Origin of the sequence: Kribbella sp. NPDC049584 (assembly GCF_040675555.1) — a bacterium.
Taxonomy (GTDB): domain Bacteria; phylum Actinomycetota; class Actinomycetes; order Propionibacteriales; family Kribbellaceae; genus Kribbella.
The window spans coordinates 109,055-135,519 of sequence record NZ_JBFAPF010000013.1; the positions used below are offsets into that span (position 1 = coordinate 109,055).

Annotated in this window: 27 protein-coding genes; 20 read left to right on the plus strand and 7 right to left on the minus strand. The window is 68.2% G+C overall.

What is annotated here, in order from left to right; translation table 11 throughout:
* Positions 1 to 2: 2 nt before the first annotated feature.
* A complete protein-coding gene (locus tag AB0J62_RS34725) occupies positions 3 to 1,400 on the minus strand; it encodes a PLP-dependent aminotransferase family protein (RefSeq protein WP_363880555.1) in 1,398 nt (465 codons plus the stop codon).
* Positions 1,401 to 1,495: 95 nt separating this feature from the next.
* Here AB0J62_RS34725 and AB0J62_RS34730 point away from each other — a divergent pair, with 95 nt between their 5' ends.
* The 3 genes from AB0J62_RS34730 to AB0J62_RS34740 are packed head-to-tail and all read left to right on the plus strand — an operon-like array spanning position 1,496 to position 3,669.
* Complete coding sequence (locus AB0J62_RS34730) at positions 1,496 to 2,782, plus strand: FAD-binding oxidoreductase (protein WP_363880558.1); 1,287 nt, start codon at positions 1,496 to 1,498, stop codon at positions 2,780 to 2,782.
* A gap of 16 nt (positions 2,783 to 2,798) precedes the next feature.
* Complete coding sequence (locus AB0J62_RS34735; protein WP_363880561.1) at positions 2,799 to 3,158, plus strand: DUF1622 domain-containing protein; 360 nt, start codon at positions 2,799 to 2,801, stop codon at positions 3,156 to 3,158.
* A 7-nt stretch (positions 3,159 to 3,165) separates the two neighbouring features.
* A complete protein-coding gene (locus tag AB0J62_RS34740; RefSeq protein WP_363880564.1) occupies positions 3,166 to 3,669 on the plus strand; it encodes a tetratricopeptide repeat protein in 504 nt (167 codons plus the stop codon).
* Positions 3,670 to 3,732: 63 nt separating this feature from the next.
* Here AB0J62_RS34740 and AB0J62_RS34745 read toward each other — a convergent pair whose 3' ends face one another.
* The 3 genes from AB0J62_RS34745 to nhaA form a co-directional block, all read right to left on the minus strand.
* Positions 3,733 to 4,581, minus strand: coding sequence for an SAM-dependent methyltransferase (locus AB0J62_RS34745; RefSeq protein ID WP_363880567.1), 849 nt, complete (start codon positions 4,579 to 4,581; stop codon positions 3,733 to 3,735).
* 114 nt (positions 4,582 to 4,695) lie between these two features.
* Complete coding sequence (locus tag AB0J62_RS34750; RefSeq protein WP_363880570.1) at positions 4,696 to 5,133, minus strand: rhodanese-like domain-containing protein; 438 nt, start codon at positions 5,131 to 5,133, stop codon at positions 4,696 to 4,698.
* A gap of 65 nt (positions 5,134 to 5,198) precedes the next feature.
* Entirely contained in the window at positions 5,199 to 7,085 is a 1,887-nt protein-coding gene (nhaA, locus tag AB0J62_RS34755) for a Na+/H+ antiporter NhaA (RefSeq protein WP_363880573.1), read from the minus strand.
* Positions 7,086 to 7,330: 245 nt separating this feature from the next.
* Between nhaA and AB0J62_RS34760 the strand changes: the two genes are divergently transcribed.
* From AB0J62_RS34760 to AB0J62_RS34770, 3 genes are all read left to right on the plus strand, one after another.
* A complete protein-coding gene (locus tag AB0J62_RS34760) occupies positions 7,331 to 8,029 on the plus strand; it encodes a GAF and ANTAR domain-containing protein (protein ID WP_363880576.1) in 699 nt (232 codons plus the stop codon).
* A 249-nt stretch (positions 8,030 to 8,278) separates the two neighbouring features.
* The gene (locus AB0J62_RS34765) at positions 8,279 to 9,424 is read left to right on the plus strand and encodes an ROK family transcriptional regulator (RefSeq protein WP_363880579.1); all 1,146 of its coding nucleotides are present in this window, start codon (positions 8,279 to 8,281) and stop codon (positions 9,422 to 9,424) included.
* A 36-nt stretch (positions 9,425 to 9,460) separates the two neighbouring features.
* On the plus strand, positions 9,461 to 10,111 hold the full coding sequence (locus AB0J62_RS34770; protein ID WP_363880582.1) for a GNAT family N-acetyltransferase: 651 nt from the start codon (positions 9,461 to 9,463) through the stop codon (positions 10,109 to 10,111).
* Here AB0J62_RS34770 and AB0J62_RS34775 read toward each other — a convergent pair.
* The gene (locus tag AB0J62_RS34775) at positions 10,055 to 10,591 is read right to left on the minus strand and encodes a CGNR zinc finger domain-containing protein (protein WP_363880585.1); all 537 of its coding nucleotides are present in this window, start codon (positions 10,589 to 10,591) and stop codon (positions 10,055 to 10,057) included. The genes AB0J62_RS34770 and AB0J62_RS34775 overlap by 57 nt on opposite strands.
* Before the next feature lie 148 nt (positions 10,592 to 10,739).
* On the opposite strand from AB0J62_RS34775, the gene alr reads away from it, so the two are divergent.
* The 9 genes from alr to AB0J62_RS34820 all read left to right on the plus strand — a co-directional run bounded on the left by alr (position 10,740) and on the right by AB0J62_RS34820 (position 20,372).
* Complete coding sequence (gene alr / locus AB0J62_RS34780; RefSeq protein ID WP_363880588.1) at positions 10,740 to 11,870, plus strand: alanine racemase; 1,131 nt, start codon at positions 10,740 to 10,742, stop codon at positions 11,868 to 11,870.
* Positions 11,867 to 12,832, plus strand: a complete 966-nt coding sequence (locus AB0J62_RS34785) for a D-alanine--D-alanine ligase family protein (RefSeq protein WP_363880591.1) — start codon at positions 11,867 to 11,869, stop codon at positions 12,830 to 12,832. The genes alr and AB0J62_RS34785 overlap by 4 nt, the downstream gene beginning before the upstream one ends.
* Entirely contained in the window at positions 12,829 to 13,449 is a 621-nt protein-coding gene (locus AB0J62_RS34790) for a M15 family metallopeptidase (RefSeq protein ID WP_363880594.1), read from the plus strand. The genes AB0J62_RS34785 and AB0J62_RS34790 overlap by 4 nt, the downstream gene beginning before the upstream one ends.
* 71 nt (positions 13,450 to 13,520) lie before the next feature.
* Positions 13,521 to 14,015, plus strand: coding sequence for an NAD(P)H-dependent oxidoreductase subunit E (locus AB0J62_RS34795; protein ID WP_363880597.1), 495 nt, complete (start codon positions 13,521 to 13,523; stop codon positions 14,013 to 14,015).
* Entirely contained in the window at positions 14,012 to 15,523 is a 1,512-nt protein-coding gene (locus AB0J62_RS34800) for an NADH-ubiquinone oxidoreductase-F iron-sulfur binding region domain-containing protein (RefSeq protein ID WP_363880600.1), read from the plus strand. Before AB0J62_RS34795 ends, AB0J62_RS34800 begins: the two co-directional genes overlap by 4 nt.
* A complete protein-coding gene (gene fdhF, locus AB0J62_RS34805) occupies positions 15,520 to 18,342 on the plus strand; it encodes a formate dehydrogenase subunit alpha (protein WP_363880603.1) in 2,823 nt (940 codons plus the stop codon). The genes AB0J62_RS34800 and fdhF overlap by 4 nt, the downstream gene beginning before the upstream one ends.
* On the plus strand, positions 18,339 to 18,560 hold the full coding sequence (locus tag AB0J62_RS34810; protein WP_363880606.1) for a formate dehydrogenase subunit delta: 222 nt from the start codon (positions 18,339 to 18,341) through the stop codon (positions 18,558 to 18,560). The genes fdhF and AB0J62_RS34810 overlap by 4 nt, the downstream gene beginning before the upstream one ends.
* Before the next feature lie 68 nt (positions 18,561 to 18,628).
* Positions 18,629 to 19,834 carry a molybdopterin molybdotransferase MoeA gene (locus AB0J62_RS34815; protein WP_363880609.1) on the plus strand — a complete coding sequence of 402 codons (1,206 nt, stop codon included), beginning with the start codon at positions 18,629 to 18,631 and terminating at the stop codon, positions 19,832 to 19,834.
* 37 nt (positions 19,835 to 19,871) lie between these two features.
* Positions 19,872 to 20,372 (plus strand): SRPBCC family protein, encoded by a 501-nt coding sequence (locus AB0J62_RS34820; RefSeq protein WP_363880612.1) that lies wholly within the window; start codon positions 19,872 to 19,874, stop codon positions 20,370 to 20,372.
* Here AB0J62_RS34820 and AB0J62_RS34825 read toward each other — a convergent pair.
* Both AB0J62_RS34825 and AB0J62_RS34830 read right to left on the minus strand, forming a co-directional pair.
* Complete coding sequence (locus AB0J62_RS34825) at positions 20,356 to 20,781, minus strand: MerR family transcriptional regulator (protein ID WP_363880615.1); 426 nt, start codon at positions 20,779 to 20,781, stop codon at positions 20,356 to 20,358. The genes AB0J62_RS34820 and AB0J62_RS34825 overlap by 17 nt on opposite strands.
* 27 nt (positions 20,782 to 20,808) lie before the next feature.
* A complete protein-coding gene (locus AB0J62_RS34830; protein WP_363880618.1) occupies positions 20,809 to 21,843 on the minus strand; it encodes an aminotransferase class V-fold PLP-dependent enzyme in 1,035 nt (344 codons plus the stop codon).
* A gap of 65 nt (positions 21,844 to 21,908) precedes the next feature.
* On the opposite strand from AB0J62_RS34830, the gene AB0J62_RS34835 reads away from it, so the two are divergent.
* The 5 genes from AB0J62_RS34835 to AB0J62_RS34855 all read left to right on the plus strand — a co-directional run bounded on the left by AB0J62_RS34835 (position 21,909) and on the right by AB0J62_RS34855 (position 26,450).
* The gene (locus AB0J62_RS34835) at positions 21,909 to 22,109 is read left to right on the plus strand and encodes a hypothetical protein (protein WP_363880621.1); all 201 of its coding nucleotides are present in this window, start codon (positions 21,909 to 21,911) and stop codon (positions 22,107 to 22,109) included.
* Between the two features lie 37 nt (positions 22,110 to 22,146).
* Positions 22,147 to 23,157, plus strand: coding sequence for a LacI family DNA-binding transcriptional regulator (locus AB0J62_RS34840; protein ID WP_363880624.1), 1,011 nt, complete (start codon positions 22,147 to 22,149; stop codon positions 23,155 to 23,157).
* Between the two features lie 212 nt (positions 23,158 to 23,369).
* Positions 23,370 to 24,659 carry an extracellular solute-binding protein gene (locus AB0J62_RS34845; protein ID WP_363880627.1) on the plus strand — a complete coding sequence of 430 codons (1,290 nt, stop codon included), beginning with the start codon at positions 23,370 to 23,372 and terminating at the stop codon, positions 24,657 to 24,659.
* A 13-nt stretch (positions 24,660 to 24,672) separates the two neighbouring features.
* Positions 24,673 to 25,554, plus strand: a complete 882-nt coding sequence (locus AB0J62_RS34850) for a sugar ABC transporter permease (RefSeq protein ID WP_202871793.1) — start codon at positions 24,673 to 24,675, stop codon at positions 25,552 to 25,554.
* On the plus strand, positions 25,551 to 26,450 hold the full coding sequence (locus AB0J62_RS34855; RefSeq protein ID WP_363880632.1) for a carbohydrate ABC transporter permease: 900 nt from the start codon (positions 25,551 to 25,553) through the stop codon (positions 26,448 to 26,450). The genes AB0J62_RS34850 and AB0J62_RS34855 overlap by 4 nt, the downstream gene beginning before the upstream one ends.
* Positions 26,451 to 26,465 lie beyond the last annotated feature (15 nt).

Here is a 26,465-nt window from a genome sequence, read left to right on the forward strand (position 1 = left end):
CATCATCCGCGGAGCGCCGCGATCGTGTCCGCGAGCAGTTCGATGCCCTCGACAACTTCTTTCTGGGTGAGCGAGCCGTACCCGAAGACCAGCCCGGCCGGCCCGGATCCGGCCACCCAGTACGGCGCCAGCCCGTACACGCCGAGCCCGCGCTCCAGCGCCGCCGCCCGCACCGCGTCCTCGGTGAGGTCGGGCGGCAGGAACGTCATCACGTGCAGACCGGCCGAGACCCCGACCGGCTCGAGCTCCGGGATCCGCGCCGCCAGTTCGTCGACGAGCGTGTCCCGCAACAGCCGGTACCGTGGCCGCATCCGCCGCAGGTGCCGATCGAACTCACCCCGCGCCACGAAGTCCGCGAACGCCAGCTGATCGAACACCGGCGACCCGCGATCGTCCATCAGCTTCGCCTGCGCCATCGGTTCGACCAGCCAGGCCGGAAGGATCAGCCAGCCCAGCCGCAGCCCGGGCGCAAGCGTTTTGCTCGCCGTCCCGGCGTACGCCACGCGCTCCGGCGCCAACCCCTGCATCGCGCCGATCGGCTCGCGGTCGTAGCGGTACTCCGCGTCGTAGTCGTCCTCGATCACCAGCCCGTCGCGGCTGGTCGCCCATGCGACCAGCGCCGCTCGCGTCTCGGCCGAGGTCACGGCACCTGTCGGGAATTGATGGGCAGCGGTCACCAGCACCACATCGGCACCGGACCGCTCAAGCGCGTCAACATCGACCCCCGATTCGAGCACCGGTACGCCGATTGTCTCGAGCCCCGCCGCCGCGGCAACCTCACGAAGGTCGTTGTCGGACGGGTCCTCCACGGCCAGTCGCTTGTACCCCTGCGCCGCGAGCACCTGCAGCAGCAGCCGTGATCCTTGCGCGAACCCGTTGCAGACCAGCATGTTCTCCGGGCGCGCCGCCGTACCGCGGACTCGATTGAGGTAATCGGCGAGCGAAGTACGCAGCTCGACCGTGCCGCGACCGTCGAGGTACGCGAGGCTCCGGTACGGCGTCTCGTTCAGCACCCGGCGTATCGATCGGAGCCAGGCTGCGCGGGGGAACTGCGAGACGTCCGGCCGGCTGTAGCGGAAGTCGATCCGCGGAGGACCGCTCGCGGACCTCAGCGCAGCCGTCGGCTCGACCACGGCGATGTCCGCGACCTGCGTATAGCCGCCGCCCCGGCTGACCAGGTACCCCTCGGCGACGAGTTGCTGATAGGCCTCGACGACCACGCCGCGGGACAGTCCGAGGTCCTGCGCGAGCGCGCGGGTAGACGGCATCACCGTGTCCGGCCGCAGCAGACCGGCCCGGATCCGCGTCCGGATCCCGCTCTCCAACTGCTGATGCAGCGGTACGCCGTTGTCGCGCTGCAGCTCGACCAGAAGCTCTCCGGTCCCGGAACTGGTCCTCATTCGGCTCACGCAACTGGACCTTATCGGAGTACCGCTTCGCTGTCAGGGTTGTGGACAGACCAGAACGACAGAGGAACGACAGGGAGTTGAGGGCGATGACCACGATGCTGCGCACCGGCGACGCCGGCTACGACGAGGCCCGGACCGTCTGGAACGCGATGATCGACCGCCGTCCGGCCGCGATCGCCCGGTGCTCGAGCACCGCGGATGTCGTCGAGGCAGTGCGGTTCGGCCGCATGGCCGGGCTGGAGATTGCGGTCCGCTGCGGCGGTCACAACATCGCCGGCCTGTCCGTCCCCGATGGTGGGCTGATGATCGACCTGACACCGATGAACGCAGTACATGTGGACCCCTCGCAGAAGCGTGCCTGGGTGCAGGGCGGCGCGTTGCTCGGCGAGCTGGACAAGGCGGCGCAGGAGTACGGACTGGCGACGACCGCGGGGAACGTCTCGCACACCGGCGTCGGCGGACTGACGCTCGGCGGCGGGATGGGGTGGCTGGCCCGCCGGTTCGGCCTGGCCTGCGACAACGTCGTGTCCTACGAGGTCGTGACCGCGGACGGTTCGGTTGTCCGGGCCAGTGCGGACGAGAACCCCGAGCTGTTCTGGGGGCTGCGCGGCGGTGGCGGGAACTTCGGGATCGTCACACGGTTCGAGTTCCAGCTCCACGAGATCGGGACGCGGGCGCTGATCGTCGAGCTGACCTACCCGGCGTCGGCAGGCTTCCACGTGCTGCGCGGGTGGCGTGACCTGAACGAGCAGGCGCCGCGCGAGGCGACGTTCACTGCGAGCATCAAGCCGGACTCGGTGACGGTCGGATACGTGTGGGTCGGCGAGGGCGGGTACAGCCTGCTGCCGGCGCTCCGCGCGCTCGGGCCGGTCGTCGGCGAGGTGGTCGAGGAGACGACGTACCTCAAGCTGCAGACCCGCGACGACAGCATTCAGGGTCACCGGTACCGGCGCTACTGGAAGGGCCACTACTTCAAGTCGCTGCCCGACGACGCGATCCGCGCCTTGCTGCGTACGCCGGGTCCGTCCGCGAGCTTGCAGGCGTACGGCGGCGCGATCGCCGACGTACCGGATGGGGATGCGGCGTTCAGCCACCGCGAGACGCTGTTCGAGTTCGTCACTGCTACTCGGTGGGAGGACGCGGACGAGGATCAGGCTCGGATCGCTCAGCTGCGCGAGTACGCCGCGACGCTGGCGCCGTACGCGAGCGGGGCGTACGTGAATACGCTGAACGGCGACCCGATCCAGCGCGCGTTCCCGCCGGCGAAGCTGGAGCGGCTGGTGGCGCTGAAGACGGCGTACGACCCGGCGAACGTCTTCCACCTCAACCAGAACATCTGCCCCGGCGAGGCGGGTGCGGAGAGCGCCGCCTGACTGGTACCTCTGGAGGGTGGACTTCGAGTCGGTGTTCGCCGCGGTCGCCCGCGTGATCGAAGGCGCCGGCGTGGTCATCATGACCATCGGCCTCGCCGCCGTCCTCCTCCGGTACGTGTACGACCTGTTCCGCCAGGGCGCGGGTAGCTACCGCGATCTGCGGGTGAACCTGGGCCGAGTGATCCTCCTCGGCCTGGAGATCCTGATCGTCGGGGACATCGTCCGCACGATCATCGTGGAGACCTCCGTCGAGAGCGTGCTGGTGCTCGGGCTGATCGTGGTGATCCGGACCGTGCTCAGCTTTGCGCTCGAAGTGGAGATCTCCGGGTCCTGGCCGTGGCAGCAAGGACGTACCGACCAGTCCGACGCGGCATGATGGAGCTGTGACCACAGAACTCACGCCGGAACTGGCGGCGACGATCGAGGAAGGGTTCTCGAAGCGGGACCGGGCGAACATGGGCCCGACGATCGCTTTCTTCGAGAAGCTGCTGAGCGAGCATCCGGACAACCCGCACGTGCTCTACGAGGTCGGCGGGTCGTACGACACGGCCGGCCTGGAGGAGAAGGCAGTCGGGTACTACGAGCGGGCCCTGCCGGGGCTGACCGGGGAGACGCGCCGCAAGTGCCTGCTGCAGTACGGCAGCACGCTGCGCAATCTCGGCCGATTCGACGAGTCGCTGGCGGTGTTCAAGGACGCGTGCGCGGAGTACCCGGAATCGGACTCGCTCAGGGTCTTCAAGGCGCTGACGCTGCACGCTGCCGGGAAGAACGACAAGGCGCTGGCGACGCTGCTGTTGGTGATCGCCGACAAGGTCGACTCGGCCGAGATCAAGCGCTACGAGGCCGCGATCCGCGGGAACGCGGACTACCTGGCCAACCTGAGCTAGCTCCAGGCTGGTTCCGGGCTGGTTCCCGGCCTGCTCCGGGCTGCTCTCGGGCCAGTCCCGGGGTTAGCTCGAGGCTTTGCGGCCGACCGCGCCGTAGATCGCGTCGCGGATGTCGGGCGGGTGCTCCTCTTCGACCCGGCCGCCGGGCACGTGCCACTCGCCCAGCGGGACGACGCCCGGCTCGAGGATCTCCAGGTCGCCGAACAGCGACGAGATCTGCTCGGCCGAGCGGAACGCCAGGGTCGGGAACGCGTCCTTCACGTTCTCGAGCAGCTCGGTCACGAGCACGTCGACCGGGCCGCCGTCGCCCGGGTTGCACGCGTGCGTGATCGCCAGATACGACCCCGGCGGCAAGGCGTCGACGTACTTGTGGACGATCTCCCGCGTCTGCTCGTAGTCGGCGATGTGGTGCAGCATGAGCGCCATCACCAAGGCGACCGGCTCGCCGCCGGCCAGCAGGTCCCTGATCCCAGGGTCCGCCAGCACCTCGTCGGGTTTGGTCAGATCCGCGGCGGTGAAGTGCGTCCGATCGTTGTCCAGCAGTAGGGCCCGTCCGTGGGCGACCACGGACGGGTCGTTGTCGATGTAGATCACCGAGGCGTCGGCGCTGACCTTCTGGGCGATCTGGTGGGTGTTCTCCGCGGTCGGCAGGCCGGAGCCCGCGTCGATGAACCGCCGTACGCCGGCCTCGTCGGCCAGCCAGGTGATCACCTCGCGGAGCCAGGCGCGGTTCGCCCGGGCCCAGACGGGTGTCTCCGGCGCGATCTTCATGATCTGCCGGTACAGCGCGCGGTCGGACTCGTAGTTGTCCTTGCCGCCGAGGGCGTAGTCGTACACCCGCGCCACGCTCGGACGCGTGGTGTCGATCCCGTGCGCGACCAGCCCACCGTCGTTCACCGGCTGATCGGTCACACTGTCTCCTCGCGTCGAGGCGTCGTCACGCCCGCTACGAGGGTAACGCACAGAGAGTCAGCGTTTCGCCACGGCGAGTTCGATCTGTGTAAAACCTCAAGATTTACAGGGTTTTCAGCACGCGCACGCAACTCCGCGTGGCGCGGTGAGCGGATCCGGTAGCCGGCGATCGATGCCTTCGGCGGTCTCGACCGGCAGCCCTTCGCGGGTCCAGTACTCGAACCCGCCGATCATCTCCTTGACCGGATATCCCAGTTTCGCGAACTCCAGCGCAGCGCGGGTCGCGCCATTGCATCCCGGCCCCCAGCAATACGTCACGACGGCCACACCTTCGGGTACGACGGACGCCGCGCGGGCCGCGATCTCCCTCGTCGGCAGGTGGACCGCACCGGGTACGTGCCCCTGGTCCCAACTCTCCTGACTGCGGCTGTCGATCAGCACCCAGCCCGTCACCCCGCCGCCGATGTCCGAGGCAACATCCGACACGTCTGTCTCGTACGCCAGCCGCTCCGCGAAGTGTGCGACGGCGGCCTGGTCGATCTGTTTGGTCATGCAGCCAGGGTCAGGCATGCGACATTGCCGCGAACAGTGGCAGAAATGCCCTAGTGCATCAAAATTCAGCCATGGCGTTGGGTGATCTTGGCCCGCGCGCGAGCCACCTTGATCGCCGCCTTGAGCGACTCCACGTCGTACGCGCCGTAGTGCCGCTGACCGTTCACGAAGAACGTCGGCGTACCGGACACGCCGCTGGTGTCGGCGGACTCGACATCCTGCGCGACCCGGGCCGCGGCCACGTGCCGCTTCACGTCGTCGTGCAGCCTGTCCGCGTCGAGGCCGAGCTGCTCGGCGTACCGGATCAGGTCGGCCGGCTGCAGGTGGTCCTGGTTCGCGAGGAGCAGGTCGTGCATCTCCCAGAACGCGCCCTGCGCGGCCGCCGCCTCCGACACCTCGGCGGCGATCTGGGCCCTGGGGTGTACGTCGGACAGCGGAAGGTGCCGCCAGACGAATCGGAGGTCGTCGTCCTGCATGATGGCGCGGACGATCGGCTCGGCCCGGCCGCAGTACGGGCATTCGAAGTCGCCGTACTCGACCAGCGTCACCGAGGCGTTCTTCGGACCGCGGATGTGGTCACGCTCCGGATCGACCGGGTCGCTCAGGTCTTGCAGCTGCTCCGCGTTGCCGAGCAGGGCGTACGCCTTCTTCGGCGGGGAGAGCAGCTTGGCCGCGCGGAACACCACCCAGGTGAGCGCCGACGCGATCACCACCGCCGACAGCAGACCGACCTTCGCCTCGGCGAGCTGCGGTCCGTCGAACGCGATCGTTGCGATCAGCAACGAGACGGTGAACCCGATCCCGGCGATCGTCCCGCTGCCGAGCACCGCGGCCCAGCCGACGCCCGCCCGGATCCGGCCGGCGCTCAGACGCTCCAGCAGCCACGACACCGACGTCACCGCGACCGGTTTGCCGACCACGTACCCCAGCAGGATGCCGAGCGTGATCGGCGACGTGAACGCTCGCCCGAGGAACGCCATGTCGATCGTCACGCCGGCGTTCGCGAGGCCGAAGAGCGGCACGATCAGATAGCTGGTCCACGGGTGGTAGAGGTACTGGAGGCGCTCGTTCGGCGAGATCGTCGTGGTCAGGCCGACGGTCGCGGAGCGTGCGAGCTCCGGCGTCGGCTGCTCGCGGAACAGGCGGAACAGGCCGGTCGCCTGCTCGAGCTCTTCTCTTCCGGGGGAGTACGCCGGGGCGGTCAGGCCGATCGCCAGTCCGGCGACGACCGGGTCGACACCGGACTTGAGCAGGGCGGCCCACATGAGCACGCCAAGCACGGCGTACAGCCAGGTTTTGCGGACGTGGAACAGCGAGAGGGTCAGCACGACGGCGAACGCGATGATCGCCAGCACGAGCGGCATCAGCTGGATGTCCTCGCTGTAGACGACCGCGATGACGACCAGTGCGAGCAGGTCGTCGACGACGAAGACGGTCAGCAGGAACACGCGCACGCGATCCGGTACGCCGCGACCGACGAGCGCGAGCAGACCGAGGGCGAGCGCGGTGTCGGTGGACATCGCGACACCCCAACCGTGCGCGCCCGGGCCGCCGGCGTTGAAGGCGAGATAGATCAGCACGGGCGCGACCATGCCGGCGATCCCGGCGAGCATCGGCAGGATGAACCGGGTCCGGTCGCGGAGGTCACCGAGATCGAACTCGCGACGCGCCTCCAGCCCGACCACCAGGAAGAACAGCGTCATCAGCCCGCTGTTGATCCACTCCCGGAGATCCAGGCTGAGTACGCGGTCCCCGAGACCGATCGAGAGATGGGTGCGCCAGAGGTCGTCGTACATGCCCGGGAACAGGTTCGCCCACAGCAGCGCGAGAACGATCGCCGCCGCGAGTACCCCGGAACTGCCCGCCTCGGTCCGAAGAAAGGACCGCATCGGCGCGGCAACCTCCCGCCGCCAGTTAGTCCGCCCACTCAACAGACCAGTCAAGTCCGCCACACGCCAAACTGTAACCAGCCCCACCAGCAAATAAGTCGACCAGCCGGGAAGATCCCATCGCGGCGCTACGCGCGCCTCCTCCGTCGCGCGGAGCACCGCGGGGGTCTTCGCCGCGGTGCCCGGGGGTCTGCAACAATCTGCTTGGATTTCATGCATGGTCTCGTTTCGGTGGAGTGGCTAACGCTTGGGGGGCTGGGGGCTGCATGATTACCGTGCCTATTGCACGACCATGCCCTGGAGCCCCTGTGACAGAGCCTGACCTCGCTACGTCGGCGGATACGTTTGCCCGGCTGGCGATCGAGTTGCACGATGCGCCTGGTGTCGAGGAGACCATCGATGCTGTTGTGCAGTTTGCGTTACAGGCTCTTAACTGCACGTACGCGGGCGTGACCCTGTACACCCGTGGTTCGCGGGCGGAAGTCGCCGCGGTCACCGACCCGGTGGTCGCGGATGTGTACCAGCTGCAGATCGACACCGACAACGGTCCGCTGGTCACCGCGCTCCGCGAGCGTACGCCGATCCTGATCCGCGACACCGATACCGACGACCGTTGGCCCGAGTGGGCGGCGAAGGTGTCGGCGCTCGGAGTACGCAGCGTTCTCGACGTACCGCTCGCGACCGGTGACGCAACGCGACAGACCGTCGGCGTGCTGGGGTTGTACAGCCCGTTCCCGGACGCGTTCACCCCGGACGACGAGGCGATCGCGCACATCCTCGCGCGGCACGCGTCGGTCGCGGTGGCGTCCGCGCGGCACGAGGAGACGATGGCGCAGGCGGTCGACGCGCGGAAGCTGGTCGGCCAGGCGATGGGCATCCTGATGGAGCGCTTCGACGTGGACGACGATCGGGCCTTCGCGATCCTCAAGCGGTACTCGCAAGACACCAATACCAAGCTCCGCGACGTCGCCCAGCACCTGATCGACACCCGGAAGCTCCCGCGCTGACGGGCGGGGCACAATCTGACACCGTTGTCCAGGCTCCACGGCGCGAAATCCGTTGCATACTTCGATGAGAGTTGGGTACTGCGCCTGCACGGTGTTCACTCGATCCGAGTGGTGTGGACATCTGTCTGTCATTGGGTGAGCTTGACGCCGGGATTTGTGCGGCCAGAACCGCGGACCGGGTCACGTCCCGGCGTCCTCACCCCTAGCGCCATCGACTCGTCCGGCTGATTCCCCGGTTACCCTGACCGAGTGGGTGCCTGGCAGCCGTTGTCCGGCCCGTCACGGCAGGTAGCGCTGGAGATCCTGCTGGACGGGCCGTTGTCGCGCGCCGAGCTCTCCCGCCGCGTCGGCCTGTCCCCCGGCAGCCTGACCCGCCTGACGAAGCCGATGGTCGAGTCGGGCCTGCTCGTCGAGGTCGAAGGCGGTCCCACCGACGCCAGGGTCGGCCGCCCGTCGCAACCGCTCGATCTCGACGCGAACGCGCACCATTTCGTCGGCATCAAGCTCACCGGCGACTCAGCGATCGGCGTACTCACGACGCTGCGCGCGGACGTGATCGCGAGCGTCGAGCGTCCGCTCACCGACCCGACCCCGTCTGCGGTGGCCGATCTGGTCCTCGAGCTCCTGGACGAGCTGGAGGTCCAGGTTCCGGGCGGTACTGCGATCACCGGGCTCGGCGTCTCGCTCGGCGGTCGCGTCGCCGACGGATCCGAGGTCCGTTGGGGCCCGTACCTCAACTGGGTCGACGTGCCGTTCGGCGAGATCCTCTCGGCGCACACCAGCGTCCCGATCGTGGTCGCGAACGACCTGACCTCGCTGACCGAGGCCACGCACTGGTTCGGCGCCGGCCGCAACTCCGACCGCTTCGTCCTGGTCACGATCGGCGCCGGCGTCGGGTATGGGCTCGTCGTCCACAACCAGGTCGTCGACAGCCCCGACGTCACCATCGGCCTGATCGGTCATCACCCGCTCATCCCGGACGGCCCGCGCTGCGACCGCGGTCACCGTGGCTGCGCGCTCAGCCTGCTGACCGTGGGTGCCATCACCGACCAGGTCGGTACGGCGATCGGCCGGCCGGTCGGATACGACGAGGCGCTCGATCTCGCCGCGAAAGGTGATCCCGCCGCGCGCGAGGTGATCAGCCGCGCCGGCCGCGCTCTCGGCAAGCTGATCGCAGCCGCGGCGAACTTCACGATGCCCGAACTCGTCGTCCTCGGCGGCGAGGGCGTCCGGCTGGCCGAGGTCGCCCACGACGACCTGTTGGCCGGCCTGCACGCCGACCGGCACCCGTCGGCCGCGGAGCTGCCGATGGTCCTGCAGCCTGCCGACTTCAGCGAGTGGGCCCGCGGCGCCGCTGTCGTCGCGATCCAGACCTTCGTCCTCGGAACGACGTAACTGACTAATCCACGATAAACAGTTACACTCACGGCCATGGACCTCGTGAGGCGATGGGTGGAGGGCTGGCGGCTGTGCCGCGGGCTGGAGCCGGTGATCGAGTACGACGACGCCTACGCCGCCGTACTGCGTTTGCCCGGCCGCGAGCGGGAATTGTTCGCGCGCAGCGACGACCCCGAGACGGTGGATCGGCTCGTCCGGGGGCTCACCCCAGACACCTGGCTGACTGTTACCACACACGACGGCAACGGCATCGCGCGTCGACTCGCGGCCGCGGGGGCGCGGCCGTTCGAGGAGCAGAAGACGCTGATGTCGATCGACCTACACGAACACTCCTTGGCGGCCGCGGAGTGCGAGTCGGTGGGTCCGCTGGAGTACGCGCGGGTGCTGATCGACGGCGCGGTCGCGGCCCACGGCATGGTGGCGATCGTGGGCGACGATGCAGTGATGCATGACATCCAGACCGACCCGGCGTACCGGCGGCGCGGCCTCGGCAGCATCGTCATGGGTGCGTTGAGCCGGCGGGCACTCGAGCGCGGCGCGAGGACCGGTTTGCTGATGGCGACCACCGACGGGTTCCACCTCTACCGCAAGCTCGGCTGGTTGCCCGAGGCAACCATGGTGACGGCGTCAGGAGACACGCGCGCGGTGAGCGGCGACCTTGGTGCGGTTCTGACAGGCCGTTGAGCAGAACCGCTGCGTGCGGTTGCGGGTCGAGTCGAGGAATACGTCTTCACAGCGAGTGGCCTCGCAGCGTCGCAGGCGCTCGACCTCGTCGCTGCCGAGGAGCATCGCGACCGCGGTAGCGAGTTCGGCCAGCCAGCCGGCGGCCTCGTCCGCGCTGCCGAAGTGCAGGTGCCACGGTGCGCCGTCGCGGCGCACAAGTTGCGGCGCTGCCTTGGTCTCGCGGAGCAGCCTGTTGACCAGGTCGACGGCACCGTCCACGTCCGGCAGGAGGCGCAAAGCGTCGTACAAGATCTTGGCGCCGGCCGCGTAATCGGCGGCGTCGATCTCCGGCACGCGGTTGGTCGTCAGCCGGAGCGCGGCACTGACCGCTTCGGCGCCGGGAGTCGTCGCCGGACGGCCCTGGCGCGGGTCGGATCCGAAGGTGTTCGCCAGCGCGATCGCCGCGGACAGCGACGCCTTCAGGTGATCGGTGGCCTCCACTCCACCAGTATCCCCCGGAAAGTTCGGTCACCGGGACAAGTTCATTCATGTGGAGGAGGCCGGTCATACCAGGGTCGTAGACAGCGGCTGCGCAGATCCGTCCGCGCTCCGATGAAGCGGATCGTTGCCGGAAACAACAATGACTGACATGTTCCTGGTTCAGTCCCGCCACCGCCCGGCGCCACGTGGGATCGCCGGATTGTCGGAGGCCGTCGTCGACCTGTCCGCCATTCGCGACAATGTCCGGACGTTCCGGCAGCGAGTGCCGCAGGACGTCCTGGCCGTGGTCAAGGCCGACGCCTTCGGCCACGGTGCCGTACCGGTGGCTCGCGCGGCGGTCGAGGCCGGGGCGACCTGGCTCGGCGTCGCACACGCCGACGAGGCATTGCAGCTGCGCGCGGCCGGGCTGACCGTACCGATCCTGACGTGGTTGTACGACGCCGCGGAACTGATGCTGCTCGGCGATATGGACGTGGACGTCAGCGTCTCGACCGTCGCCGAGTTGCAGCGGGTCGTCTCCATCCCATCCGTCCAGTCTGTGCACCTCAAGCTGGACACCGGTCTCCACCGGGCCGGCAGTGCACCTGACCAGTGGATCGAGCTCACCCGAACGGCGGCGCACTACGAGGCGCTCGGCGCCGTCACGGTCCGCGGGATCTGGTCGCATCTCTCGCACGGCGATTCCGCCGACGCCGTGCAGAGCACGCGGCAGTTGCAGCTCCTGCGGACCGGGGTGGGTCTAGCGCACCGGGCGGGCCTACGCCCCAGCGTCGTACATCTCGCGAATTCGGCCGGCGCGATCACGCTCGACGCGCCGGATTGCAACCTGGTCCGGATCGGCGCCGGCCTGTACGGGATCGACGAAGTCGGCCTCGGGCTGCGGCCGGCGATGCGGCTGGTGAGCAAGCTGGCTCAGGTACGGCGGATCCGCGCGGGCGAGGGGGTTTCGTACGGGCACGACTTCGTGGCGGAGCGGGACACCACGATCGGACTCGTCCCGATCGGGTACGCAGACGGCATCCCGCGAGTACGGCAGGCGAGTGTGCAGTGCCACGGCGTACGGATGCCGGTGATCGGGCGGATCGCGATGGACCAGTTCGTCGTCGATGCCGGTGATATCGCGGTCGAGCCGGGTGAACCGGTCACGATCTTCGGCGACGGATCCGCCGGCGAACCGGCCGCCTCCGATTGGGCCGGCTGGGCGGGCACCATCCCGCACGAGATCTACTGCGGCATCGGATCGCGGGTGCCTCGTCGCTATGAGGAGGGCAACCGATGAAGATCGCGGTCGTGATGGGCGGGGCGAGTCCGGAGCATCAGGTTTCGCTTGCCAGCGGCAAAGGGATCGTGAAGGCGGTCGAAATCCTCGGCCATATGGCGATCCCGATGGTGATCGATGCTGATGGCAACTGGGTGGACGGGCAACACGAGGCGATCGAGATCCTGCAGGCGTGCGACGTCACCATCCCGGCGTTGCACGGTGAAGGCGGCGAGGACGGCCGGCTGCAAGGGTTTCTCGAACAGCTGCACATTCCGTACGTCGGCAGCGGTATCGCCGCGAGCGCTGTCGGTCTGGACAAGCATCTGACCAAGGCGGTCCTGCGAGCGCACGGAATCCCGGTCACTCCGGGCGTCACACTTCGCGGGGCCGAGTTGACCGACACCGAAGCAGGTCTTCAGAAGGTGAAGGCGGCCGGGCTGGACTTCCCATTGTTCGTGAAGCCGGGCAACGGAGGATCGAGTTTTGGGGTGTCCAGGGCAACGGACCTTCCGACGCTGCTCGTCGCGATCGCGGACGCCGCAGTACTCGATCCGCAGGTGCTCGTGGAGCGCGAGATGGTCGGCCGCGAGATCGATCTGGCGGTGCTGGAGTTCCCGGACGGGCGGATCGAGACCGCGCCGGCGTTGGAGATCCACCCCGACCCGCGGCAACCGTTCTTCGACGCGACGGCGAAGTACGAGAGCGCCGCGACGCGATTCGTCGTACCGGCGCCGCTGGATCCCGAGCTCGCCGAGCGGTTGCGGCGTACGGCGATCGACGTCTTCGAGGTCCTCGGGTGTGCGGGGCTTGCCCGGGTGGACTTCTTCGTGCCGAGCGAGGGAGACCCGGTGGTCAACGAGATCAACACCTTCCCCGGATTCACGCCGGCGTCGCAGTTCCCGCGGATGTGGGCCGCGGCCGGGCTGTCGTACGCCGAGGTCGTCGACACGCTGATCCGTACGGCGGTGGCGCGCGGATGACCGTATTACTGAGCGACGACCGGATCACGAGCATCCCGGCGATCGAGAACGGCGAACCGCTGGTCGAGCTGTTCTCGCGGGATGTGGCGACGACCGGTCGGCAATTCGCGCGGGAGAGTGTCGCGGACCGACTCGCGCTGGCCGACACGTTCCTGCCGGTGGGGATCCCGTTGCACGTCGTCGAAGGACTCCGCCCGGTCGAGAGCCAGCAGGAGATCTACGACCGCTACCGCGCCGAGCTGGAACGGCTCCATCCCGGCATCTCCGACCACGACGTGCACGTGCTTGCCAGTCGGTTCGTCTCACCGATCGAGGTCGCGCCGCACGTGGCCGGCGCAGCAGTCGATCTCACCCTGGTCGGCGCCCATGGCCCGCTCGACCTGGGCACCTCGATCGACGCCACCCCCGAAGAGAGCAACGGCGCCTGCTTCTTCGCGGCCCCCAACATCAGCCGCGAGGCCCGCACGAACCGCGCCCTGCTGGCCGACGTACTGACCGCCGCCGGCCTCGTCAACTACCCCACCGAGTGGTGGCACTGGTCCTACGGCGACCGCTACTGGGCCTACACCGAAGGCCACCCCGCCGCGCTCTACGGACCGGCGTACTGCACGACGTGATAGCTGCTGCCTATCGCGCGATAGGCAGCATTGCTTTGACCGGGTGGCGTTGGCGACGGAATGTTGTATACATGACGAGTGAGGTCGTGGTTGCCGCCCCCGTCCCGGCTCCCGGGCGTGCCCAGCGAGTGCGGGAGATTGCCGGTGAGCTGCGGGGGATGCGTGGGGCGTTAATCCCGATTCTGCATGCGGTGCAGGAGGAGCTCGGGTACGTTGCGCAGGACGATGTTGCGGTGGTGGCCGACGTACTTAACTTGTCGGTGGCCGAGGTGCACGGGGTGGTCACGTTCTACAAGGACTTCAGGCGGACCGCTCCGGGGCGTACGACGGTGGCCGTCTGTCAGGCGGAGGCCTGTCGGGCGGTGGGGGCGGTCCAGTTGGCTGACTACGCCCGGCTGCGTACCGGTTGCGGATTCGGCGAGACCTCTGTCGACGGGCGTATCACGCTCGAGGAGGTCTTCTGCTTCGGGAATTGTGCGCTGGGGCCGACGGTGCAGGTCGGTGAGAAGTTGCACGGGCGGGTCACACCGGCTCGACTGGATGCGCTGCTGGGGGAAATGCGATGAGGGTCTATGTACCGCGCGACTCGGCGGCTCGCTCGGTGGGAGCGGACGAGGTGGCTGAGCGGATCGCGGCGACCGGGGCGAACGTCGTGCGGACCGGATCTCGCGGGATGTTGTGGCTCGAGCCGTTGGTGGAGGTGGAGACGGCCGCGGGACGGGTCGGGTACGGACCGGTGGCTCCTGAGCATGTGGATGGGCTGATCGCGGCCGGGATGCTCGCCGGCGAAGGCGAGAGTCTCGGGCTGGTGGAGGAACTGCCGTGGATGCGGCGGCAGGAGCGGTTGACGTTCAAGCGGGTCGGCGTGATTGATCCGTTGTCGGCCGAGGACTACGAAGCGCATGGCGGGATGAGCGGGTTACGACAAGCGCTCGCGATGACGCCGGCCGACGTGGTCGAGGCTGTGGTCGAGTCGGGTTTGCGCGGACGCGGCGGCGCGGGGTTTCCGACCGGGATCAAGTGGCGGACCGTGCTCGGCGCCGAGGCGGATCTCAAGTTCGTGTGTTGTAACGCGGACGAAGGCGATTCCGGCACGTTCGCGGATCGGATGCTGATCGAGGGCGATCCGTTCACGTTGATCGAGGGGATGACGATCGCGGCGTACGCGGTCGGCGCGGCGGAAGGGTACGTGTACCTGCGCTCGGAGTACCCGGACGCCGTCGCGACGCTCAAGGCAGCGATCGAGCGGGCGCAACAGGAAGGCTGGTTGGGGCCGGACATTCTGGGCTCAGGGTTCGGCTTCGACCTGCACGTCCGGGTCGGCGCGGGTGCGTACATCTGCGGCGAAGAGACCTCGATGCTCGAGAGCCTGGAGGGCAAACGCGGCATGGTCCGCGCCAAGCCTCCGATCCCTGCTTTGCAAGGGCTTTTCGGCCGTCCGACCGTGGTCAACAACGTGTTGTCCTTGGCAACAGTCCCGACGATCCTCGCGCACGGGGCCAAGACTTACGCCGCCTACGGCTCCGGTCGATCACGAGGTACCAGCGTCTTCCAGCTGGGCGGGAACGTCGCGCACGGCGGGATCGTCGAGACGGCGTTCGGCATCACGCTCGGCGAACTGGTGAACGACTTCGGCGGCGGAACTGCCAGCGGACGGCCGACGCGAGCCGTTCAGGTCGGCGGCCCGCTGGGCGCCTATCTCCCGGTCGAGCAGTTCGGCCTGCCGATGGATTACGAGGCGTTCGCACAGGCCGGCGCGATGGTCGGGCACGGCGGGATCGTGGTGTTCGACGACACCGTGGACATGGCCGCGATGGCGCGGTTCGCGTTCGAGTTCTGCGCGGCCGAGTCGTGCGGCAAGTGCACGCCGTGCCGCGTCGGCGCGGTCCGCGGCGTCGAAACCATCGACCGGATCGTGACTGCAACAAACGGGACCGACCGGGACAAGAACCTGGTGGTCCTCGAGGACCTGTGCGAACTGATGACCGACGGCTCGCTCTGCGCGATGGGCGGCCTCACCCCGATGCCCGTACGCAGCGCCGTCCGCCACTTCGGAGAGGACTTCACCGCATGACCTTGCTCAAGGAACCAGACTTCGGTACTCCGGCCCGCCCCGGCGCGGCAACCATAGAGCTGACCGTCGACGGCGTGCCGGTCAAGGTTCCACCGGGTACGTCGGTCATGCGTGCCGCGAAGCAAGCCGGTGTCGACGTACCGAAGTTGTGCGCGACCGACAACCTCGAGGCGTTCGGGTCGTGCCGGCTGTGCGTGGTCGAGATCGACGGAGTCAAAGGCACTCCAGCCTCATGTACGACGCCGGTCCGTGACGGCATGAACGTCCGCACCCAGAACGAGCGGCTCGGCAAACTGCGCCGCGGCGTGATGGAGCTCTACATCTCCGACCACCCGCTCGACTGCCTGACCTGCTCGGCCAACGGCGACTGCGAACTGCAGGACATGGCCGGCGTCACCGGACTGCGCGAGGTCCGCTACGGCTCAGGCGTTCAAGCCGGCGCGAATCACATGGATCTCGAGACCGACACCTCCAACCCGTACTTCGACTTCGAGGCGTCCAAGTGCATCGCCTGCTCGCGCTGCGTCCGTGCCTGCGACGAAGTACAAGGAACTCTGGCGCTGACGATCGAGGGGCGTGGGTTTGATTCCAAGGTCGCGGCCGGTGCCGGGGTGCCGTTCTTCGAATCGGACTGCGTGTCGTGCGGCGCGTGCGTACAGGCGTGCCCGACCGCGACGCTGCAGGAGAAGTCGGTGGTCGAGCTCGGGATGCCGACGCGGACCGTCCTGACGACCTGCGCGTACTGCGGTGTCGGGTGCTCGTTCAAGGCCGAGCTGCGCGGTGACGAGCTGGTCCGGATGGTCCCGTACAAGAACGGCGGCGCGAACGAGGGCCACTCGTGCGTGAAAGGCCGGTTCGCGTTCGGGTACGCATCGCATCCTGACCGGGTGCTGGAGCCGATGGTCCGCGACACGATTGCCGACGAGTGGCGGACCGTGTCCTGGGAGGAGGCGATCGCGTTCACGGCACGCCGGCTGCGCGAGATCCAGGCGCAGTACGGCCAGGGGTCGATCGGTGCGATCACCTCGTCGCGGACGACCAACGAAGAGGTGTACGCCGTCCAGAAGATGGTGCGAGCCGTTTTCGGCAACAACAACGTCGACACATGTGCGCGCGTATGTCACTCGCCGACCGGGTACGGGCTGAAACAGACCTTCGGCGAATCCGCCGGCACGCAGGACTTCCGGTCGGTCGACGAGTCCGACGTGATTCTCGTGATCGGTTCGAACCCGACCGACGCGCACCCGGTGTTCGGGTCGCGGATGAAGCAGCGGATCCGCCAGGGCGCGAAGCTGATCGTGATCGACCCGCGGCGGATCGACCTGGTCCGATCGCCGCATGTGGAGGCCGCGCACCACCTCGAGCTGAGGCCGGGGACGAACGTCGCGATCATCAATGCGCTCGCTCACGTCATCGTCACGGAAGGACTTGTGGATCGCGACTTCGTCACGAGCCGTTGCGAGGACTTCGAGACGTGGGAGGCGTTCATCGCACGGCCCGAGCACAGTCCCGCGGCCATCGCCGAGATCTGCGGCGTACCGGCTGAGGAGATCCGGGCCGCGGCGCGGTTGTACGCGACCGGCGGGAACGCGGCCATCTACTACGGTCTCGGCGTCACCGAGCACAGCCAGGGCTCGACGATGGTGATGGGGATGGCCAACCTCGCGATGGCGACCGGCAACATCGGCCGCGCCGGCGTCGGCGTGAACCCGATGCGCGGCCAGAACAACGTGCAGGGTTCGTGCGACATGGGTTCGTTCCCGCACGAGCTCCCCGGGTACCGGCACGTGTCCGACGACGACGTACGGTCGATCTACGAGCACCTCTGGGGTACGCCGATCCTCAACGAGCCGGGGCTGCGGATCCCGAACATGTTCGACGCCGCGATCGACGGATCGTTCAAGGCGCTGTTCGTGCAGGGCGAGGACATCGCGCAGTCGGATCCGAACACGCAGCACGTCTTCGCGGCGCTCGGCGCGCTGGATCTGCTCGTGGTGCAGGACCTGTTCGTCAACGAGACCGCGAAGTTCGCCCACGTTCTGTTGCCGGGAACATCGTTCCTGGAGAAGGACGGGACGTTCACGAACGCCGAGCGGCGGATCAACCGGGTGCGGCCGATCATGGCGCCGCGGACCGGGAAGCAGGAGTGGGAGATCGTCTGCGAGATCGCGCAGGCGATGGGATACCCGATGCACTACGACTCGGCCGCGCAGATCATGGACGAGATCGCACTGACGACGCCCACGTTCATGGGCGTCTCGTTCGCGAAGCTGGACGAGCTCGGGTCGATCCAGTGGCCGTGCAACGTCGAGCACCCGGACGGTACGCCGATCATGCACGCCGACGAATTCACCCGCGGCAAGGGCCGGTTCATGGAGACCATGTACGTGCCGACGTCCGAGCGCTCGACCCGGAAGTTCCCGTTGATCCTGACGACCGGGCGGATCCTCTCGCAGTACAACGTCGGTGCGCAGACCCGTCGTACGGCGAACGTCGCGTGGCATGCCGAAGACGTGCTGGAGATCCATCCGCACGATGCCGAGGTGCGCGGCGTGACGGACGGCGACCTGGTCGCGTTGTCGAGCCGCGTCGGGCGGACCGAACTGCGGGCGAAGATCTCGGACCGGATGCCCGTCGGCGTCTGCTACACGACGTTCCACCACCCGGTCAGCGGGGCGAACGTCGTCACCACGGAGAACTCGGACTGGGCCACCAACTGCCCGGAGTACAAGGTCACCGCGGTCCAGGTGGATCTCATCCCGGCTTCGGTCGCCACGGACGCCGTACCCGAGCCAGTCGTTGCAGGAGGCAACCGATGAGCGGCGGCGTGCCGCCGTACGTGCGATTGGCGAATGAGATCGCGGCCCAATTCGCGCACCGCTCTCCCGAGGACGCGGCGGCCGTGATCGCCAACCATATGAAGGCGACGTGGGATCCGCGGATGAAGCAGGCGCTGATCACGCACGCCGAGTCCGGTGCCACCGACCTCTCCCCCGCGGCAGTCCTGGCTGCCCACCGCCTCCAGGCCGCTCGGTGACCCATCCCACACAGTCCGGCGGGCCGGATGCGTTCGACAACCGGGTGTGGGTTGGAGAGGGTAGTCGTGTGGAGGACGAGGGCCGCGGTCTTCGAGCCCGGCGAGCAGCCGTGGCCTGGGATCTGGCCCGGGTACTGGCTCACGCCGCGGCGCGACCTGGCAAGGCGGTTTCGCGCGGGCTGGCCGAGGCGGACGGCTGCGTCCTGGGTACGCCGTTGGTGTCGCCGGGCGCGGTCCCTCCGGTGGACCGGGCCGCGATGGACGGGTACGCCGTACGTGGCCCTGGTCCTTGGCAGGTGAACGGACATGTGGAGGCCGGCGCGGCCGATCCAGGGACGTTGGCGGACGGGCAGGCGACCGGAATCGTCACCGGAGCGGCGCTACCGACCGGCACGACCTCCGTGGTGCGCTCCGAAGACGCGGTGGTGACCGGCGATCGGCTGGAGGGACCGGCCGAGGACGGCCGCCACATCCGGCGAGCAGGTGAGGAGTGCCGGCCGGGCGAACAACTGCTGCCGGCCGGCGTCGTCGTCGACCCGGCGGTGCTCGGACTGGCGGCAACTCTCGGGCTCAACCGGCTGACTGTCATCCCCCAGCCAACTGTCGCCGCGCTCGTGACGGGCGACGAACTGGTCCACCGCGGACCGTCCGGCCCGGGGCGGGTGCGGGACGCGATCGGACCGATGTTGCCGGGTCTGATCACGCGCGCGGGCGCGCAGCTGGTCGGCTCCGGCGTGCCGTCTGTGAGGCATCTGCCGGACTCGCTGGACGAGCTCACCAAGGCGCTCAGCGAGACACGAGCTGACCTGACCCTCGTCTCCGGCTCGTCGGCCGCGGGGCCTGCCGATCATCTGCGGCCCGCGCTCACCTCGCTCGGTGCGGAGTTCGTCGTGGACGGCGTCGCCTGCCGCCCCGGTCATCCCCAGGCGCTGGCGCGGTTGGCCGACGGACGTCTCGTCCTGGGACTGCCCGGCAACCCCTTCGCCGCCCTCGTTGCCTTCCTGACACTCGGCGTCGCGACCATCACCCGCATGCGGGGCCTCCGGCTTCCCGAGCTCGGCCATATCGCCGTACCCGGCGGTGTCAGCTGTCACCCGACCAGCACCCGGCTCGTCCCAGTCCGGCTCACGGCACACGGCGCCGTACCGATCGGCCATGGCGGCTCCGCCATGCTCCGCGGGCCTGCTGTCGCCGACGCCCTGGCCGTCGTCGCCCCCGGTCCAGCGGAGGCGATCGCGGCCCGGCTCCTCCCCCTCGATCCGGGAATCACGTAAATGTCGAGGCCGGCGAGAGGCGTCCGACGTCCCGGGCATGAATGACTACGGAGTGACCGGCTCGACCACCGACGTCGAGGTATTGATCAAACTGCCGATCCGCGAGCTGTGGTCCGGCATCACCGCGATCGACCGGTACGGCGAGTGGAGCCCGGAGTGCTATTACGGCGCCTGGCTCGACGACCGCATCGAGAAGGGTGCCCGCTTCGAGGCACGCAACCGCTTCAGGGACGGGTTCGAGACCTACGTGACCTGCACGGTGACCGTCGCGGAGGCGCCGTACCGCTTCGGCTGGGACGTGTACGGCGACGAGGACGTGCCGCTCGCGCACTGGGAGTACGAGCTGGAGGACCAGGGCGTCGAGACGCTCGTGCGGCAGACGTTCGTCCACGGCCCCGGCGAGAGCGGCCTGCGGATGGGCGCGGCCCAGAACCCGGAGCGCGCCGCTGAAGTCATCCAGGGCCGGCTCGATGAACTGGCGGCGAACATGCGATCGACGCTCACCGCCATGGAGTCAGCACTCAGGAAGCCTCGCTAGTGCCGGCCCGGGACGGCCCCACCCACAGACACTCGGCCGTGCCGGCCTCCAGGTGCTCTTCGTAGACGCCGACCTTGTGGCTGATGACGTTCAGGCACTCGGTCAGGTCCTGGATCTGGGACGTGACGTGATCCTGATGGCTGCGGAGCAGGGCCAGCCGGTCCTGCTCGTTGCCAGGGCCTTGCCGGACCAGGTCGGTGTACTTGCGGATCGTGTCGAGCGGCATCCCGGACGAGCGGAACTTGATGCACATGTCGAGCCACTCGACGTCGTCCTCGGTATACACACGCCGGCCGTTCGACTCACGCCGGACCGGATCGGCCAGCAGGCCCTCACGCTCGTAGAACCGGAGGGCGTGCACGCTCAACCCGGTCCGCTCCGCCACCTGCCCGATACTCAATCCACGCATGGGGCACCCTAACGCCCGGACCGGCTCTCAGAGCAGGGGTTTGAGGGCCTCGAGAGCGTGCTGTACGTCGTCATCCGTCGAGTAGATGTGGAACGAGGCGCGCAGCTTCCCATCCCGTACGGCCGCCCGGATGCCCGCGTTCGCGAAGGCCTCCTGCGCTCCGGGGAGGCTGGTGCTGACGATCGCACTGTTCGACGGTTCCAGGCCGAGGCCGGCGCGGAACGCGTTCGCGAGGTCGAGGTTGTGGCGGTTGATCGTGTCGACGCCGATCTGTTCGATCAGCTCGAGCGCCGGCGCCGCGCCGACGAAACTGAACCAGGCCGGCGACTGGTCGAATCGCCGCGCGCCCGGGTCAAGCTCCATCACGGGTCCGTAGTACGAACTGTGGACGTCGCGGGCGGCGTACCAACCGGCGGCGACCGGGCGGCAACGCTCCTGTAGGCGCGGCGAGAGATACCCGAGCGTCGCGCCACGCGGTGACATCAACCACTTGTAGCTGTGCGCGATCAGCGCGTCGATGCCGTCGACCCGCATCGGCAGCCAACCGAGCGCCTGCGACGCGTCGATCACCACCCACGCGCCGATCTCCTTGCTGGCGGCAATGACCGCCGGCAGGTCGAGCACGACGCCGGTGGAGGACTGCACCGCGCTCACGGCCACCAGGTCGATCCCCGGCTTGATCGCCGCCACCAGCTCGGAGCCCGGTACGGCGATCACCTCGATGCCGCGATCCGCGTGCACCTGCCACGGGAACACGTTCGACGTGAACTCGACGGCGTCGGTCAGCACCTTCGCGCCGTCCGGCAACGCCGCCGCGATCGGCACCAGCGCCGCGGACACCGTGCTGCCGACGAAGACGTCCACGGCGTCCGCCCCGATCAGCCGGGCGAACGACTCCCGGGCCCGTGTCGTCGACTCGTCCCACGGCTCCCAGCTCGTCCTACCGACCCGCCAGTCCGCGAGCGCGGCCTGCAACGCCTCCCACGCCGGTTTGGGCGGCAGCCCGTAGGACGCGGTGTTCAACCAGCCCGGCTCCGGATCCCACAGCCCTGCAATGTCCATGCCCGCTACTTTAGGAAGATCCGCAAGTATCGTGGCCTCACGAACCAACTGCCAGGGAGGGCGCGATGAGTTTCGACAGGCCAGGTCTGCCACATCCCGGTCACGAGATGGATCCTGCCGTGGACGACGTACTGCGTGAGGAGGGGGTGGAGCTGGACGACGACGACGAGCCGGACATCCCCGATCACCCGGGGAGCCGGTCGGCCGGCCCGCAGCCGAACCCGCCACGCCGTCCGTCGCACGACGAGGCGGCCGCGCAGGAGTGAGCTCTGCACTACCGTGGCTGCCCATGAGGGAGATGCCATGGCAGTGACGATGCGCGACGTCGCGCGCGAGGCCGGCGTGTCTCCGAAGACGGTCTCGAACGTGATGAACGGCTATCCGTACATCCGCGCCGAGACGCGGACCAAGGTGCTCGCGGCGATCGATGCCCTCGGCTACCGGATGAACATCTCCGCCCGGAACCTGAAGTCCGGGCGGACCGGCGTCATCGGCCTCGCCGTACCGGAGCTGAGCAATCCGTACTTCGCGGAGCTCGCCGACGCGGCGATCGCGGCCGCCGGCGAGCACGGCCTGACGGTGATGATCGAAACCACCGGTGCCGACCGTGAACGGGAGCTGACCGCGCTGGCCCGGCCGCGCGGGCACCTGGTGGACGGCCTGCTGTACAGCCCGCTCGGTCTCGGCCCGGAGGACGTCGATCAGCTCCGCACGCACACACCGATGGTGCTGCTCGGCGAGCGGATCTTCCACGGCCCGGTCGACCACGTGATGATCGACAACGTCGAGGGCACCAAGGCCGTCGTACGGCATCTCCTCGACCAGGGCCGCCGGCGGATCGCGGTGATCGGCATCCGGCCCCGGGAGCGCGTCGGCACCGCGGCCATCCGGTACGGCGCCTACGCCGAGACGCTGGCGGAGTACGGCGTTCCCGTGCCGGAGGAGCTCGCCGTATCGGGCGGGAAGTGGCATCGGTCGAGCGGGGCGGACGCGATGGCGGAGCTGCTCGGGACCGGGCAAGAGTTCGACGCCGTCTTCGCTCTCAACGACACCTTGGCGCTCGGCGCGATCCGGGCCCTCGCCGCGCGCGGCGTGCGGATCCCGGACGACGTGGCGGTCGCCGGCTTCGACAACATCGACGAGGCCAGCTACAGCAGCCCGACCTTGACCACGGTCGATCCGAGCCGGGTTCACATCGCCCGGACCGCGGTCGAGCTCCTGGTCCAGCGGATGGCGGGCGACGCCTCGGAGCATCACGAGATCGTCGCACCCTACGAACTCCACACCAGGGAATCCACCCTCGGCCCGAACTGAAGTCTTGACGGTCCCGGAGCACTCGGGCATCCTCTCTACACCGATGTAGTACATCGGTGTAGGAGTCGTGCTCCACTCCGCCCTGGAGGACAGATGACTGTACTGATGCCACGCCTCCGGCGAGGCGGGCCATGCGGCTGTAACTCCCGGTCTTCCCTCGTCGCTCCGGTCGCTTCGCTCCCTCCGCTCCTCAGTCCAGGCCGGGAGGCCGCATGACCAGTGACGCCCCGCCCTTCCGACCGGGGCGCCGAGCAGTTCTTGGTGGTCTGCTCGGCGCTCTCACCCTGACCGGCTGCGGCGCTCTCGGCTCCAAGCCGAGAGTCCGCGAATGGAACCTGTTCGGCGGCGGCGACGGCGCCCGCCTGCTGCAGATCCACGACCAGTACGTCGCCGAGCACCCCGACGTCGCGTTCCAGGCGCACACGCTGGCCTGGGGCCCGCCGTTCTACACCAAGCTCGCGATGTCGGCGGCCGGTGGCCGCGCACCCGAGGTCGCGACCATGCACATGTCCCGGCTGAAGGGCTTCAGCCCGACGACGATGCTCGACCCGATCCCGGTGGATCTGCTCGAGAACGCCGGCGTCCGCCAATCCGACTTCCTGCCGGCGACCTGGGACCGCTGCGTCATCGACGGCAAGCTGTACGCCGTACCGCTGGATCAGCATCCGTTCGTCCTCTACTACAACCTGGAGATCTGCAAGAAGGCCGGGTTGCTCGGACCGGACAACAAGATCAAGCCGGTCAAGGGCGTCACCGCGTTCCTCGACATGCTCCGGGCGGTCAAGGAGACCACCGGCAAGTACGCCGTCTCTGTCGACACCACCAGCCCGTGGCGGCTGTGGTGGACGCTCTACGGCCAACTCGAAGGCAAGTTCTTCAGCCCTGACGGCAAGGAACTGGTGATCGACGATGCCAAGGCACTCGAGGCCCTGGACCTGATCGCCAAACTCGCGAGCGAAGGCCTGTCGCCGCGGTCGGCGAACTACTCGGCAATGGTCGCCCAGTTCAGCAACGGCGAGGCCGGGCTGAGCTTCAACGGCGAGTGGGAGGTCACGACGTACCAGACCGCGAAGCTGCCGTTCAGCATGGCGCCGTTCCCGGTCGTGTACGACGTACCGAAGTTCCAGGGCGACTCGCACACGTTCGTGTTGCCGCACCAGGCGCACCGCAACGCCGACGACACGAAGGCGACGGTCGAGTACATCGCCTGGATGCTCAAGCACAGCGTCGAATGGGCGGCCGGCGGCCACATCCCGGCGTACCAGCCGGTGGTGAAGAGCCAGGAGTACCTGGATCTCAAGCCGCAGGCGGAGTACCGCAGCGTCGCTCCGAACGTGTTCTACGACCCGGATGCCTGGTTCAGCGGGTCGGGAGCACAGCTGGAGAACGAGTCCGCGGCGGCCTTCAGCGGGATCGCGACCGGTCAAGCCACGCCCAAGTCTGCGCTCGCGCAGTTCAAGGCTGCCACCCAGAAGCTCCTCGACACCCCGTCCCCGGTCTGACAGGAGAACGCCCATGCAAGGACCGGATTGGAAACAACGCTGGGGCGGCCTGTTCTTCGTCGCGCCGTTCCTGCTGCTGTTCGCACTGTTCATGCTCTGGCCGATCGCTTCCGGCTTCTGGAACAGCTTCTTCAACACGAGCCTGGCCGGCGTCAAACACGAGTTCCTCGGCCTGCAGAACTGGCGGGACCTGTTCGGCGACCCGGCCGTCTGGTCGTCGCTGAAGAACACGCTCGTCTTCACCGCGATGAGTACGCCGCCGCTGGTGATCATCGCTCTACTCATGGCCCTGCTGGCCAACCGTAAGGGCATCCTCGGCTGGCTGCTGCGGTTCTCGTACTTCGCTCCGTTCGTCCTGCCGGCCACCGTGGTGACGCTGATCTGGGTGTGGATCTACCAGCCCGGATTCGGCCTCGTGAACGGACTGCTGACGGCCGGCGGATTCGCGGAGATCGACTGGCTGAACACCGAGAACCGGGCAATGCTCGCGGTGGTGATCACGACCGTCTGGTGGACGGTCGGGTTCAACTTCCTGCTCTATCTCGCCGCCCTGCAAGGGATTCCGGCGCAGGTCTACGAGGCGGCCGCGATCGACGGGGCGAACGGCCGGCAACAGCTGTTCCGGATCACGCTGCCGTTGCTGAGCCGGACCACCGGGCTGATCGTCGTACTGCAACTGGTCGCGTCGTTGAAGATCTTCGACCAGATCTACCTGATGACCAACGGCGGCCCGAACTACGCGACCCGGCCGATCATCCAGTACATCTACGAATCCGGCTTCACCAGCTACCGGATCGGCTACGCGTCGGCGATCTCGTACCTGTTCTTCGCGATCATCGTGATCGTCGCGGTCGCCCAGTTCAAACTGTTCTCCGGACGGGGGGAGGCGGCATGACGACCACGACGATGCCGACCGAACGGCGGTCGGCCGCACCCGCGACCAAGCCTGCCCGCAGCGGTCCGGTGAAACCGCGTTGGACCTTCGCCGGAACGGCGACCGCGGTCGGCGCGGTCATCCTGGCGGTCCTCTGGCTCGTGCCGCTGCTCTGGGCTCTCGACACGTCGCTGAAACCGGAGCCGGAGACCACCCGGGCCCCGATCACCTGGTTGCCAGAGGCACCGACCGGCGACGCCTACCGGAGTGTCATCGAGCAAGGGGATCTGATCCGCTGGTTCCTCAACAGCACGGTCGTCTCGATCCTCGTGACCGCGCTGACGCTGTTCGTCTCGGTCCTCGCGGCGTACGGCTTCTCCCGGACCACGTTTCCCGGGCGGCGCGTGCTCTTCGGGATCATCATCGCCGGCATCCTGGTGCCGCCGCAGGTGCTGATCGTGCCGCTGTTCCAGGAGATGACCGGCCTCGGCCTGGTCGACACCTACTGGGGCATCGTGCTGCCGCAGGTGGTCGCACCGGTGATGGTGTTCGTGCTGAAGAAGTTCTTCGACGGCATCTCCCGCGACTACGAGGACGCCGCCCGGGTCGACGGCGCGTCCCGGTGGCGGATCGTCTGGAGCGTGATGGTGCCGATGTCGCGGCCGATCTTGGTTGCCGTCGGCATCTTCACGTTCATCGGGGCCTGGAACAACTTCCTCTGGCCCTTCATCGTGACCACCGACCCGTCAATGATGACGATCCCGGTCGGCCTGGCCAACGTGCAGGGCTCGTACGGCCTGCGCTACGCCCAGATCATGGCATCGGCCGTGCTGGGCGGCCTTCCGTTGCTGATCGTCTACGCCCTGTTCCAGCGCCACGTCGTCCGCGGTGTGGGCGACGCGGGGATCAAGGGCTAGGCAAAACCATGACAG